We start from the raw sequence: 12248 nt of genomic DNA on the forward strand, positions 1-12248 counted from the left end.
AATTTGGTGATGCATATATTTTACACACCAGATATAGAGTCCACTGAATACACGTTAAATGAAGAAGAGAGCAAGCATTGCATAAGAGTATTGCGTCTTTCTAAAGGTAGCGTGATTTCGCTCATTGATGGAAGGGGTGGCTTTTACAAGGCGGAGATAGTTTCTGACAATAAGAAAAATGTCACCGTAAGCATTATTGATACAGTTTTAAACTATCAAAAGAGAAACCATTATCTACATATCGCTGTAGCTCCAACTAAAAATATGGATCGGTTGGAATGGTTTCTTGAGAAAGCCACAGAATTGGGAATTGATGAGATCACACCGGTTATATGCTCCAGATCTGAACGTAAAGTTGTTAAGGAAGAACGCTTAAGCAAAGTGATCACTTCTGCAGTAAAGCAATCTCTGCAAGCCTACCATCCAAAATTGAATCCTTGTATTGATCTTTCGGACTTTTTGAATCTGCGGTTTGATGGAACTAAAATGATTGCCCACTGCGTAGAAGGGGAAGCAAAGCAGTACATTAGCCAGATCCGCATGATAGATAAAAAGTATACAATTCTCATTGGTCCTGAAGGCGACTTTACACCAGAAGAAATACAAGTGGCTTTGGATAATGATTTTAAACCCCTAACTTTAGGTAACACACGATTGCGTACAGAAACTGCGGCACTTGCCGCGTGTTTTGAAGTCAATTACCTAAATAGATGAAAATTAAAGTCCTTGCTTTTGCATTATTTTTCCTGGTAGCAGGTTTCACTGTACCTACTTACAAAATTGCTAAGCTGAAATATAGCGGAGGTGGAGATTGGTATGCGAATAGGACAGCGCTGCCAAATCTGGTTGCATTCTGCAATACAAATCTTAAAACAAACTTTGCTCCAGAGGAAGAAATTGTGGAAGTTGGCAGCGCAACTCTGTTCAACTACCCGTTTGTTTATATGACAGGGCATGGGAATGTTGTATTTAACACGGCTGAAGCCTCTAATCTAAGAAAATACTTAATTGGAGGAGGGTTCCTCCATATCGACGATAACTATGGACTAGATAAGTTTGTTCGCAAAGAGATGAAAAAGGTATTTCCTGAGCTTAGTTTTGTAGAACTCGCTGCGAACCATGAATTATACAAGCAGAAATTTATGTTTCCAAATGGTTTGCCAAAAATTCACGAACACGATGGCAAACGTCCACAGGGTTTTGCGTTGCTTTGGAAAGGCAGAGTGGTTTGTTACTACACGTTTGAGTGCGATTTAGGTAATGGATGGGAGGATTTTGGTACGTATCCAGAGGATACCCAGGAAAGTCGCTCTAATGCGCTGAAAATGGGTGCGAATTTGATACAGTACGCTTTAACTCAATAAGAAATGAAGGTAAAGGTTAATGGGAAGTTTGATTTTGAACTCGAGGTAAATAATACAGAAATCTCGATGGATCAGAAAGCAGTTATTTTTGATTACAGAAGCCTAAATGCAAGACATTCCAGTGTCATTTACAATAACAAATCTTTCAATGTTGAATTGATTGAAGAGAACAGATCGGAAAAGACCCTTGTCTTAAAAGTAAACCGTAATATTTATCATCTAGCGATTGAGGATCAGTATGACCAGTTACTAAAACAATTGGGACTTGACTATTCTAAAACTAAGAAGGTGGCAGAGGTTAAAGCACCTATGCCGGGTCTTGTGTTAAAGATTTTGGTGGTGCAAGAACAGCGCGTAGTAAAAGGCGACAATTTATTGGTTCTAGAAGCCATGAAGATGGAAAACATGATCAAGTCTCCGACAGATGGTATCATAAAACGAATATTAATCAATATTGGCGATAAAACCGAGAAGAATGCGGTTTTGATTGAGTTTGATTAACAAAGGGGCCATTAGCCCCTTCGTTGTTTATCACTTTATAAATAGAGTTATCTTTTTTTGCTATTGAATGCCTTTTGAACTTTTGGCGCAAACTGTGGTTTCCCAGTTGAACGAATTTCAGAGGCACCGAGCATAGTCATAGCGCATCGGAATCCAATGTCCGCGGTAGCTTCATCCTGTTGTAAGAATCGTCTGGTTGCTGGATTAAGCCATAAGGCCTGATCATCCCAGGAACCTCCCTTGTAAACTCTTGATTTATCATTTACAAGTGTGATTTCACCGTAAAGATCACCGGCTGGATCACGATAACCCCGTTGGTCAGCATAAGTATTCACCGCTGCAGAGTCAACTGGAGCATTTGCAGCAGCTTGTTTCTCCGCCCATGTTTGTTTCTTCTGGGTTTGCGCGGCCACTAAAACTGGCATGTTGCGACTGTCTTTCTCCAGTCTGCCTGTCATTGGATCAGCTATTTTTTTATCCTGATAAAAGTTACCACGGTATGGATTGAAAGCATCAGCTGCTTCAAAAGTATTAACCCGATACACATCAGCTACCCATTCGTTTACATTCCCTGCCATGTTATACAATCCAAAATCATTAGGTAAGTATGACCTTACAGCGGCCGTTATTCCTCCCTTATCGTTAAGGGAGCCACCCACGCCCATATAATCACCTTTTGTTCTTTTGAAATTGGCTAACATCAAACCACGGGTTTTCTTTTTAGCAGAGCTCAGGCCTAAGCCATTCCAAGGATAGATTTTATTCTCTGCGATGTTCTCATACTCCGTGTTTCCTATTAGACCTAACGCTGCATACTCCCATTCCGCTTCCGTTGGGAGGCGATACGGCTGTTTAATTATACCATCTTCTAGCCTGACGTTTCTCGTTGCGGCACCATTTCCGGTGGTAGCCGTAGCTGCCCCATTGGCTGCATTCACAGTTCCTTTAGGATTAAGGTCTTTCATGGCCTTCTTACCTTTATCATCAATTTGGTTATTTAAATACATAGTTGTATTAAATGGCGCATTTGATTGTGAAGCGGCAGCATTAGCACCCACAGCTACTGTAGGACCATTCTTATTGCCGCCATTTAAATCTTTGAAGCTGGTCATGTAACCTTGATCACGAAGTAAAAGTTCATTGACCCTGTCCGTTCTCCATGCACAGTACCTGTTTGCTTGCTCCCATGTAACTCCCACAACAGGGTAATCCTGGTAGGCAGGATGCCTCAAATAATTGTCTACATATGGCTCATTGTAAGACAATGGTCTTCTCCACACTAACGTATCGGGTAGCTCATTGTAATAATATTCATAATCAGTTGGATAGTTGGTTCTAATCCAATTTAAGTACTCTAACCAGTTGGTGTTTGAAACTTCTGTTTCATCCATATAGAACGAAGATACGGTAGTCTCTCTCTTACGGTTATACGTACTTAGCTCTTGTCCCGGAGTATTTATCGCACTTCCGCTCATTACAAAAACACCACCTTCAATCTCCACTAATCCAGGTCCGGGGCCGCGTTTAAACTTGTTATTAACCGCAAACCCCCCGTACTCCTTTTTATTATAGGCCATCCCTGTCTTGTCTGAAGTTCCAGGTTTAGATGATTTACAGGATGTAAAAGCGCAGGAAATCACAACGAGTGAGGCAAGTGAATAAAATATCTTTTTTTTCATAGCGTGCTAATTCATCAAACTAGCTTTAAAATTACATAAAAAATAGTGTAGGAGCCAAAAAAACTTTATGATAGGCTTTTCGCGAGGATTATATTGGTGGACTACTTTGAAATTAGTGTGTACAATGCTAACTTGCGTTCAATGCTTTTTCAATTATTACATTAGATGGGCTATAGGTGCTTTTTAAAGAGTGTATTCTTCTTTTTCTTAGTAACAACGGCTAAAGACCTAACTGCTCAAGTTGTTGGAAGAAGTACACTAACCAATGGAAGTGAGTCCAATACCATCATTACAGCTGTTCCATTTTTGTTAATTACTCCTGATGCCCGGGCTGGTGGCATGGGCAATGCGGGAGTTGCCATCCATCCCGATGCAAATGCCATGAGCATCAACCCTGCGAAACTAGCTTTTTTAGAAAAGCCTTATGGATTTTCAGCCTCCTATAGTCCATGGCTAAAAAGCATCGTTACAGACATTAATCTTGGCTACTTAAGTGGTTATTACATGATTGATGCGACAAATGCGATCGGGTCATCCTTACGGTATTTTTCTTTGGGCGAAATACAGTTTGTGGATATCAATCAACAAGACCTGGGGATTTTTAATCCAAATGAGTTTGCTTTTGATGTAACTTATGCTAAAAGGTTTGGCGATTCATTTTCACTTGGAACGACATTGCGCTACATCTATTCAAATCTTTCCTCAGGTCAATCAGTAGGAGGGCAACAAACAACCGCTGGCAAGGCCCTAGCGGTAGATATTTCGGCCTATTATAAAACGAATTCGGTGCTTTTCGGAACAGACGCTATTGTTTCCGCTGGAGCTAACATTTCTAACATAGGTACAAAAATCGGATATAGCGCTGTTGGTGATAAAGCATTTCTTCCGACTAACCTCAAGATTGGCGGCGCTACAACATTTCTTATCGATGATTACAGTATGTTTAGCTTTGCGCTGGATCTAAATAAGCTGCTTGTTCCAACCCAACCAATATATGACGCGAATGGAAACATTATTTCAGGCAAGGACCCGAACCGATCTGTGCCCTCTGGAATCTTTGGATCCTTTAGTGATGCTCCTGGAGGATTTTCTGAAGAATTAAAGGAAGTCAGTATCGCGGCGGGTTTAGAATATTGGTACAATCAGCAATTTGCATTCCGGGCGGGTTACTTTTATGAAAATCCTATGAAAGGTAACCAGCGTTATTTTACACTTGGTGCCGGACTAAAATATAATGTGTTTAATATTGATTTCTCTTACCTTTTAGCAAACCCACAAAAGAGTCCTCTGGCGAATACACTAAGATTTGGCTTACTTTTTAATTTTGGCGAAACGCGATAGATTATGCACCTTAACAAGTATTTAGTATGAAGATAAAAGTTGGCTTTGGATTTGACGTCCACCAGTTAAAAGATAACCACCCATTTGTAATGGGCGGAGTAAATCTTGAGCATCATAAGGGTGCCTTTGGGCATTCTGATGCTGACGTATTATTACATGCTATCTGTGATGCCCTACTTGGTGCAGCAAATCTAAGAGATATTGGTTTCCATTTTCAAAATACCGATCCAAGATGGAAGGGTATCAGTAGCGTCATTCTTTTACAGGAAAGTGTTAAACTCCTAGCTGAAAAAGGCTGGGAGATTGGAAACATTGATGCAATGATTTGTCTGGAGGCACCCAAGATCAACCCTTATATTTCTAGAATGCAACGGAACATTGCTGAGGCCATAGGAATATCAGTGGATGACATTTCGATTAAAGCAACAACAAATGAAACGATGGGTTTTATCGGAAGACAAGAAGGGGTAGTTGCCTATGCTGTTTGCCTTATTCAGAGAACCTAAGTAATAAAAAACCGGCAATCGTTTACGATGCCGGTTTACTTATAAAATCAAATCAGGATGTTATTCTTCTAAATAACCGAGGTTACCTTGGTTATAGTCAATTATTGCTTGCTGGATTTCCACAGGATTGTTCATCAAAAATGGCCCATATTGTGCAATTGACTCGTTTAGAGGCTCGCCACTTAGAACGAGAATAATGGAGTTTTCCAGGGCCTCAATTTTAATCTCAGATCCTTCATTAGAAAAGTGGACAAATTGATCGACTCCAGCTATTACTTTATGATTAATCCGAATACCCCCTTTAATAATTACAAATCCGGTATTGAAATTAGAAGGGAAGGTAAACACAGCTTTTTCACCTTTATACAGCCGGGCATTAAATTTGTTAATATTTAGTCTCTTTTCTTTTTTGACTGGATGCTTGTATTTTCTATCAGACTTATTTAACAAATTGTAATTCAGCAGCCAATTTTACTTCTTCACTTACCATTACACCACCAGTTTCCAAAGCCGCATTCCATGTTAAGCCATAATCAGATCTGTTGATTTTACCAGTTAATGTAAAACCAGCTTTAGTATTTCCCCATGGATCAGCAGCGATACCACCAAACTCTACATTTAACTTTACAGGCTTAGTAGTTCCTTTAACAGTTAGGTCACCTTCTAGAACGTAGTCGTCACCATCTTTCTCGAATGAAGTTGAACTGAACTTGATTTTAGGGAAAGTTTCCGAATCGAAGAAGTCAGCCCCAATCAGGTGGTTGTCTCTGTCCGCATTACCCGTTTTTATTGAATTAGTTTCTGCTTCGAAAGAAACTTGTGCGCCTTGAAAATCATCGGCTTCAGAAGTCAATGATGCGCTGAAAACACTTAGGCTACCGGTAACAGTAGTGATCATCAAGTGTTTTACTTTAAACTGTAGTTCGCTGTGGGTTGGATCTAAAGCCCAAGTAGTTGATGCCATAATATATTTTTAGGTTGTTGTCAAATTAACAAAACAAAGATATGGCGGTAGAATTAAGTCTGCATTGACCTATGTTAAGAAAAACTAACTGCGAAATTGCTTGTGTACTAAATCTTTACGGACTCTACTCAGAGATTCTGGAGTGATTCCTAGGTACGATGCTATCATCCATTGCGGCACCCTTAAGGTCAGGTTTGGATATAAGGTAATAAAGTTCAGATATCGCTCTTCAGCGGTGGCGCTCAACAGCATATTGATCCTCTTCTGCATAAACCTAATGGAATTGTTGAGCATATTGTTGTTGAGGTCGTTGATGCATGGGACATATTTCGCGGCTTCATTCATAAAATCCTTGTGAACAATAACCGCTTTGGTGGCCTCAATAGCATCAATAAGGAAGTCTGATGGTTCATTAAACAACATGCCGTTTCTTTCGGTGAGCCACCACTGTTCAGGTGCGAACTGGATTATGTGGGTTTTGCCTTTACCGTCTATAGAATAGCTCCGCAATAGTCCGCTCAATATAAAATATCCCTTAGAAGAAACATCTCCTTTCATGAGGATCATTTCGTTCTTGTCGAAGCTTTTCACTTTTAGCTGATCTGAGATCAAATAAAACTGCTCATCGGTAATGGAAACTTTGTGTTGAAGGTAAATCTTGAAAGGTTCTAAAAGGGCGTCCATTCCCGGAATCTATTGCTTTTCAGGATTAATATTAGAAAAATCTACACCACACTTACAGTTCGAAGCGCAACCGCCACTTTTCGCTGAAACTGCCTTAAAGATGATGCGGCCAATATAAAATACTGCGCTTGCGAAAATTAGTAGGATCAAGATCATTTGTACATCCATACTACAAAAATAACGAATGATTAAGGTCAGGACGTCTCGCGAATGTCAATTTAACGGGTAATGAGTCCAACTGTGCCACCCACCCAATCAAAGTCTTTGTTGTACCTAACCCCAATCATCTTACCCTTGCTAAGCCGTGCCAAATTAATGCAGAGCTGGGGCTCACCTCCATCCGGCCACAAATACATCAGGCGCAATTCTACTTTTACGCCGCCATCAGGTGATTCCACCACTGGCTCATATTTTACTTTGCGTTGAAGTATCCAGTTTTCCGGATCTGCGATTGCTTTAATGTCAGCTGGCTTAACATCGATCAATACGCCCATTCCAGCAAAGGAGAATAGGGGCTTAAGTACGTAATTTTCTAAGTCTTTCGGTGTCGCAGGGAGGGCATTTAAAAAATGTGTTTCAGGTAGAAACTCGCTTTTCAGGAAAGGCATAGTGTATTTGCTGACCCTATAAAACCAATTTGGATGGGTTACCCATTCAATGTCAAGCTGTTCCCGGGGATCGAAACTATCCTTAAAAATATTCTTTTTGTCGGCCACTTCGTCGAATATCAACCGGTTGTAAATTCTTTTTAATCGAATCTTTTCTCCATTTTCCAGATAAAACAATGACTTCCCTTCTTTAAAAATATCTGTCAACGCCAGGATCTTCATTCCTATATATTTCTGTGTTACAAGAAAGTCTATAGCAGTTTTTTGGTTCAGCGCATCTACATCTATCAAGGCTACTTCATGTGGTTCATGATCGCCAAGGATCACTTGTTTCAGCAGTTCGACATATGCTTGTTCATCAAAATCCCCAAACAACGGAGTTAAATTGTGATCCAGTCCGAAAGCCTCCTTGTACTTTTTTGCCAGATGTAGCTGGAATCCATATAAAGAAGGGAACCCCTGCATCTCGATCAGCATCGGTGTTAACTCGCCATTGACATCCTTACTTATTGCGAAATCAAATGTTAAGAAGTGCGGGTGATCGTTTTCGTCGGGAACGCGCCAAAGTTCGGGGACAGATGCAGCTGTTAATTCCTTAAAATCCGGTTGCCGAATTAATTTGATGATTTCTTCACCAGCTGCGATTAGTTTCTCTGATAGCTCTTTTGGAATGAAAACAGGCGTTTCAGCTATCCTAAAGGGTATCTTTGGAAATCCTTCCGTCAAAGCGTCCTGAAACTCCCGGAATTTCTTGTCAGAAAAATTCTCGTTAAAAGATTTACGGTATTCGTTAATCATCGCTAAGCGTCTTCTGTTAAAGCGGTCAATGCTTCGGTTATAAAATTGGGTAGTATTATGCTTTGAGTGAGCTGCAGTTTATTTACATCCTCTAAACTGGAAAGCATATCCTCATACTTCTCCAGGCCATGATTGGCGATGATTGACTCCTTTTTATCATCACGCAATAAGTACATTTTCATCCCTACAGGATCGGCTTCCGGATGGAACTGAGTGCCCACAATTTCTTTGGTGAATCGAACAGACATAATGCATCTTTCTAAATCTACATGTGGCCTTTCTTTCTCCAAAGCCAACACATTCGCGTTTAGATTATCGCCGGGTTCACTAACACTAACTACCTGCCAGTCACGACTATCAACAGTAAAAAACGGGCTAGCCAAGCCTTCAAAAATTAAATCGTCAGCGCCTCCAGCTGTCAAAAATACAGGGAAAATTCCGAAAGCGGTCGATCGCCTTGCAATAACTTCACCAACATTGAATTTTCTGCAACCCAACTGATAGGAGTGGCAAATTAAGAAAGCATGTTTCTTTACAAAATAACTTTGCTTGTTGAATTTTTCTAAATCGGTTAAAAGATCGAAGAAATCGTTCTCCCACTTCATGCCCTTACCTTCAAATGGGCTACCCGGTCCGCCGCTGGAAATATAGATGTCAAAACTCAAATCTGGAATCTCGCCCTTTTGCCTCAGGTCGAAAACGTCAAGCCTGAGATCCAGATCATGCTCATTTTTATAGCGCAGTAAGATTTCCTGTATTCCTCGCATTCCTTGGTTTGCGGTTCCGTTATTCATGTCAATGACGGCTATTTTAACCCTTTTCCTATAGGCTATATTCACTATTTTGCTCCTATTAATGTTTGTGAAGTGATGTAATCAACCACCGCCTCAAAGTTACCCTTTTGTTCGTAAACTGCCAATTGCCTGTCAGCACCTGTTCCGTTTTCCAGTATTTTGAGCACATAGTTGATCTCACGTCTGCAACCCAATTCATCTACAACATCATCTATAAAGTCTAATAATTCCAAGATTAGATTGCGACAATTCACCTCCATCTCTTTACCGAAATCAATTAGGTTTCCATCAATTCCATAACGGGCTGCCCTCCATTTATTTTCATTTATTAGGGCTCTGGAATAACTAATGAATTTCATGTTTTGTAGTCTAAGCTTATAAAGCTTAGCACATAGGCATTGAAATAAAGCGGTAAAGGCCATGGTCTCATCAATAAGCATCGGACAATCACAAATCCTGAATTCAATAGTCTCAAAGAAGGGATGCACACGGATGTCCCACCAGATTTTTTTAGCATTATCAATACTGTTAGTCTTGATCAGCAGTTTGACGTAGTTGTCATAATCTTCAATGCTATTGAAGATGTCGGGAATGCCCGTTCTTGGAAATTTGTCAAATACCTTGGTCCGGAACGATTTATAGCCGGTGTTTCTGTTCTCCCAGAAGGGAGAATTAGTGGAAAGGGCAAATACGTGGGGCAAGAAATAACGAACCTGATTGGCAATGTGTATTGCTAGCTCCCTGGATTGAAAACCGACATGCACATGCAGGCCGAAAATTAAATTTGACCTGGCTGCTTCTTGCAGTTCGTTTACAATCTCGCTATACCTTGGGTGTTCCGTGATTAGCTGTTTTTCCCAATGTGAAAAGGGGTGGGTACCAGATGCTCCAATGCGTAGGCCTTGTTCTCCCGCAAGTTGAGACACGGTATACCGCAGCTGTGAGATTTCCTCCCTGGCTTGATCGGTATTCTTACAAATCCCGGTGCCTACTTCCACTACAGCCTGGTGCATTTCTGCTTTAACCTGGTCCTTATGGATCTTCTGCGCTGCCTCAACAATTTTTTGGTCATGTGAGGTTAATTCACGGGTAACAGGGTCAATCACCATGTATTCCTCTTCTATCCCAAGCGTAAATATGTTTTTCATAGTTGACCCTGTTTTATTTTTTAGGTTTAGTTGGAGTTTTTTTTGCAATTCCTGCTGTGGCTTTAGCTCTCGGCTTTGCTTTGTCAGTTGCGTTTGTGGTTGAGCTCGCGTTTAAGGGTAGCCCACCCGCAGAGGCTTTTACATAAGTTCCCCAAGTTAAATTATCCTGACCTTCAACCTGTGCCTTAGCGCGTTCAATAGCATATTGAGCAGTGGTTTCCACAACCCAGTCAAAGTTTGCTTGTCCAACGCTGGTCACCTCCGCATCTGGAGCAGGGTTACAGAAGTCAATTGCATATGGAATTCCATCCCTTACCGCGAACTCTACGGTATTAAAGTCATATCCCAAATATTCGTTGAGTTTCAATACGTAATCATGAATGGTTTGCAACAGCGCTTCGCTGGAAGGGGGTGTGTCTACTTGGTAACGCAAATGGAAAGGGTTTCTTGGTTCATATTGCATGATGCGAACATGCTTTCCGCCAATGCAATAGCACCTGAAATATTCGGTGAATTCAATTTCTTCCTGCAGCATCATCACCGTACGTCTTGTCTGACTATGCTTGTCAAAAAAGTCTTCTTTATCATGTAGTTTATAAACCTCCTTCCAACCTCCGCCGTCAAACGGTTTCATGTAAGCAGGAAAACCCGTGTATTCAAAAATCTGCTCCCAGGCCATAGGAAAGGCTAGGTTGCTAAATGATTGATCCGAGGTATCATCCGGCATTTCGTAAGATGGGATCAATGCCGTTTTGGGGACGGGAACTCCTATTTTTACGGCCAGAGCATTGTTGAAAAATTTCTCATCTGCGCTCCACCAAAATGGGTTATTTATGACAGCGGTACCTGTGATTGCTGCATTTTTTAGTGCGGAACGATAGAAGGGTACATCCTGAGAAATCCTATCAATGATAACGGCGTAATCCAGCGCCTCTGCCTGGAGGATCTTGTCGATGCTAACAAACTCAGCGCTAATGTTTTTTTCTGCTATTTCGTTAATGCGCTTTACAATTGCCTCGGGAAACGATCGTTCCCTGCCAAATAAGATTCCGATTTTCTTCATAATTGTATTTAATATTTAGTTCTAAATGTTTTAATGATGAAACCCTTATAAAAGTTTTATAATTGTGATAAGTAATCTGGTAGCATAGTGCGCCAGATGGGCCAGTCGTGGTCCGCATTGTGCCTGATGTCTAACCAATGATCTATTCCTTTCGCATTAAGGATACCAGATAGCCTTTCATTGTCGGCCCTGCAGATGTCCCGATCGGACGTCCCCAGTACAATCTTCATGTTCCACAAATCGGGGTTGCTGTCGTTCACCAAATAATCAACTGGGTTGTTAAAATAGACGTCATCGTTGTAAAAACCGTCCAGCTGACTGCGGATGTCGAAGGCTCCGCTCATACTAAACATATGGCTCACTAGCCATGGATGTCTAAAAGCGAAATTTGCGGCGTGGTAGCCGCCGAAACTGCATCCTGCGGTAATTATTTTAGTATGACCTGTCTCGTGCCTTGCCAATGGAACTACTTCCTCTAGAATAGCCCTGTCGTACCAGAGGTGGCTACCAGCCCGCTGAGCAGGATGTGCGGTCTTATTGTACCAACTCTTTTTATCTATACTGTCGACGCAGTAAACCTTAATTTTTCCCTCCTCAATAAACCATTGGATGGAATCGATCATCTTGAAGTCTTTGTTCTGATAGTACCTTCCCATACTTGTTGGGAACAGGATTATCGGATAGCCGCTATGCCCATAGATAAGGATCTCGAAATTCCCGCTAAGATTATGACTATACCATTTTTTATATTCTTCTTGCATGGCAATTCATTTAGGTGCTATAAGTTATGGAATTTTA

14 protein-coding genes are annotated in these 12248 nt (G+C 41.0%); 5 read left to right on the plus strand and 9 right to left on the minus strand.

The genetic code is table 11. The annotated features are described in order from the left end of the window. Positions 1–9 precede the first annotated feature (9 nt). The 3 genes from ACHFIZ_RS10455 to ACHFIZ_RS10465 are packed head-to-tail and all read left to right on the plus strand — an operon-like array spanning position 10 to position 1865. A complete protein-coding gene (locus ACHFIZ_RS10455) occupies positions 10–714 on the plus strand; it encodes a 16S rRNA (uracil(1498)-N(3))-methyltransferase (RefSeq protein WP_410885538.1) in 705 nt (234 codons plus the stop codon). Next, positions 711–1364, plus strand: coding sequence for a DUF4159 domain-containing protein (locus ACHFIZ_RS10460; RefSeq protein WP_410885540.1), 654 nt, complete (start codon positions 711–713; stop codon positions 1362–1364). The genes ACHFIZ_RS10455 and ACHFIZ_RS10460 overlap by 4 nt, the downstream gene beginning before the upstream one ends. A gap of 3 nt (positions 1365–1367) precedes the next feature. Then, entirely contained in the window at positions 1368–1865 is a 498-nt protein-coding gene (locus ACHFIZ_RS10465) for an acetyl-CoA carboxylase biotin carboxyl carrier protein subunit (RefSeq protein WP_410885542.1), read from the plus strand. Between the two features lie 47 nt (positions 1866–1912). On the opposite strand, the gene ACHFIZ_RS10470 is transcribed toward ACHFIZ_RS10465, so the two are convergent. Then, positions 1913–3544: an SUMF1/EgtB/PvdO family nonheme iron enzyme gene (locus ACHFIZ_RS10470; protein WP_410885544.1), complete on the minus strand. Its 1632-nt coding sequence runs from the start codon at positions 3542–3544 to the stop codon at positions 1913–1915. A gap of 165 nt (positions 3545–3709) precedes the next feature. On the opposite strand from ACHFIZ_RS10470, the gene porV reads away from it, so the two are divergent. Then, a complete protein-coding gene (gene porV / locus ACHFIZ_RS10475; RefSeq protein WP_410885546.1) occupies positions 3710–4885 on the plus strand; it encodes a type IX secretion system outer membrane channel protein PorV in 1176 nt (391 codons plus the stop codon). Between the two features lie 26 nt (positions 4886–4911). Then, positions 4912–5391, plus strand: coding sequence for a 2-C-methyl-D-erythritol 2,4-cyclodiphosphate synthase (gene ispF, locus ACHFIZ_RS10480; protein WP_410885548.1), 480 nt, complete (start codon positions 4912–4914; stop codon positions 5389–5391). Positions 5392–5451: 60 nt separating this feature from the next. On the opposite strand, the gene ACHFIZ_RS10485 is transcribed toward ispF, so the two are convergent. The 8 genes from ACHFIZ_RS10485 to ACHFIZ_RS10520 all read right to left on the minus strand — a co-directional run bounded on the left by ACHFIZ_RS10485 (position 5452) and on the right by ACHFIZ_RS10520 (position 12211). Beyond that, entirely contained in the window at positions 5452–5841 is a 390-nt protein-coding gene (locus tag ACHFIZ_RS10485; RefSeq protein ID WP_410885550.1) for a pirin-like C-terminal cupin domain-containing protein, read from the minus strand. After that, on the minus strand, positions 5831–6355 hold the full coding sequence (locus ACHFIZ_RS10490) for a YceI family protein (RefSeq protein ID WP_410885552.1): 525 nt from the start codon (positions 6353–6355) through the stop codon (positions 5831–5833). The genes ACHFIZ_RS10485 and ACHFIZ_RS10490 overlap by 11 nt, the downstream gene beginning before the upstream one ends. Positions 6356–6439: 84 nt before the next feature. Then, positions 6440–7039: a Crp/Fnr family transcriptional regulator gene (locus ACHFIZ_RS10495; protein WP_410885554.1), complete on the minus strand. Its 600-nt coding sequence runs from the start codon at positions 7037–7039 to the stop codon at positions 6440–6442. Positions 7040–7257: 218 nt separating this feature from the next. Further along, the gene (locus tag ACHFIZ_RS10500; RefSeq protein WP_410885556.1) at positions 7258–8445 is read right to left on the minus strand and encodes a hypothetical protein; all 1188 of its coding nucleotides are present in this window, start codon (positions 8443–8445) and stop codon (positions 7258–7260) included. Between the two features lie 2 nt (positions 8446–8447). Continuing rightward, the gene (locus ACHFIZ_RS10505; RefSeq protein ID WP_410885558.1) at positions 8448–9239 is read right to left on the minus strand and encodes a GMP synthase; all 792 of its coding nucleotides are present in this window, start codon (positions 9237–9239) and stop codon (positions 8448–8450) included. 44 nt (positions 9240–9283) lie between these two features. Then, positions 9284–10387 carry a carboxylate-amine ligase gene (locus ACHFIZ_RS10510; RefSeq protein ID WP_410885560.1) on the minus strand — a complete coding sequence of 368 codons (1104 nt, stop codon included), beginning with the start codon at positions 10385–10387 and terminating at the stop codon, positions 9284–9286. A 13-nt stretch (positions 10388–10400) separates the two neighbouring features. Then, positions 10401–11450, minus strand: coding sequence for a RimK family alpha-L-glutamate ligase (locus ACHFIZ_RS10515; RefSeq protein ID WP_410885562.1), 1050 nt, complete (start codon positions 11448–11450; stop codon positions 10401–10403). A 56-nt stretch (positions 11451–11506) separates the two neighbouring features. Continuing rightward, positions 11507–12211 carry an esterase family protein gene (locus tag ACHFIZ_RS10520; protein ID WP_410885564.1) on the minus strand — a complete coding sequence of 235 codons (705 nt, stop codon included), beginning with the start codon at positions 12209–12211 and terminating at the stop codon, positions 11507–11509. Between the last annotated feature and the right edge of the window lie 37 nt (positions 12212–12248).

The organism is Pedobacter sp. JCM 36344, from assembly GCF_046546555.1.
GTDB lineage: Bacteria > Bacteroidota > Bacteroidia > Sphingobacteriales > Sphingobacteriaceae > Pedobacter.

Excerpts from the sequence above, each read along its gene's own strand:
- ACHFIZ_RS10515 (WP_410885562.1), bottom strand. The coding sequence starts at position 11,450 with ATGAAGAAAATCGGAATCTTATTTGGCAGGGAACGATCGTTTCCCGAG.
- ACHFIZ_RS10510 (WP_410885560.1), bottom strand. The coding sequence starts at position 10,387 with ATGAAAAACATATTTACGCTTGGGATAGAAGAGGAATACATGGTGATT.
- ACHFIZ_RS10470 (WP_410885544.1), bottom strand. The coding sequence starts at position 3,544 with ATGAAAAAAAAGATATTTTATTCACTTGCCTCACTCGTTGTGATTTCC.
- ACHFIZ_RS10460 (WP_410885540.1), top strand. The coding sequence starts at position 711 with ATGAAAATTAAAGTCCTTGCTTTTGCATTATTTTTCCTGGTAGCAGGT.
- ispF (WP_410885548.1), top strand. The coding sequence starts at position 4,912 with ATGAAGATAAAAGTTGGCTTTGGATTTGACGTCCACCAGTTAAAAGAT.
- ACHFIZ_RS10500 (WP_410885556.1), bottom strand. The coding sequence starts at position 8,445 with ATGATTAACGAATACCGTAAATCTTTTAACGAGAATTTTTCTGACAAG.
- ACHFIZ_RS10455 (WP_410885538.1), top strand. The coding sequence starts at position 10 with ATGCATATATTTTACACACCAGATATAGAGTCCACTGAATACACGTTA.
- ACHFIZ_RS10520 (WP_410885564.1), bottom strand. The coding sequence starts at position 12,211 with ATGCAAGAAGAATATAAAAAATGGTATAGTCATAATCTTAGCGGGAAT.
- porV (WP_410885546.1), top strand. The coding sequence starts at position 3,710 with ATGGGCTATAGGTGCTTTTTAAAGAGTGTATTCTTCTTTTTCTTAGTA.
- ACHFIZ_RS10495 (WP_410885554.1), bottom strand. The coding sequence starts at position 7,039 with ATGGACGCCCTTTTAGAACCTTTCAAGATTTACCTTCAACACAAAGTT.
- ACHFIZ_RS10465 (WP_410885542.1), top strand. The coding sequence starts at position 1,368 with ATGAAGGTAAAGGTTAATGGGAAGTTTGATTTTGAACTCGAGGTAAAT.
- ACHFIZ_RS10505 (WP_410885558.1), bottom strand. The coding sequence starts at position 9,239 with ATGAATAACGGAACCGCAAACCAAGGAATGCGAGGAATACAGGAAATC.
- ACHFIZ_RS10490 (WP_410885552.1), bottom strand. The coding sequence starts at position 6,355 with ATGGCATCAACTACTTGGGCTTTAGATCCAACCCACAGCGAACTACAG.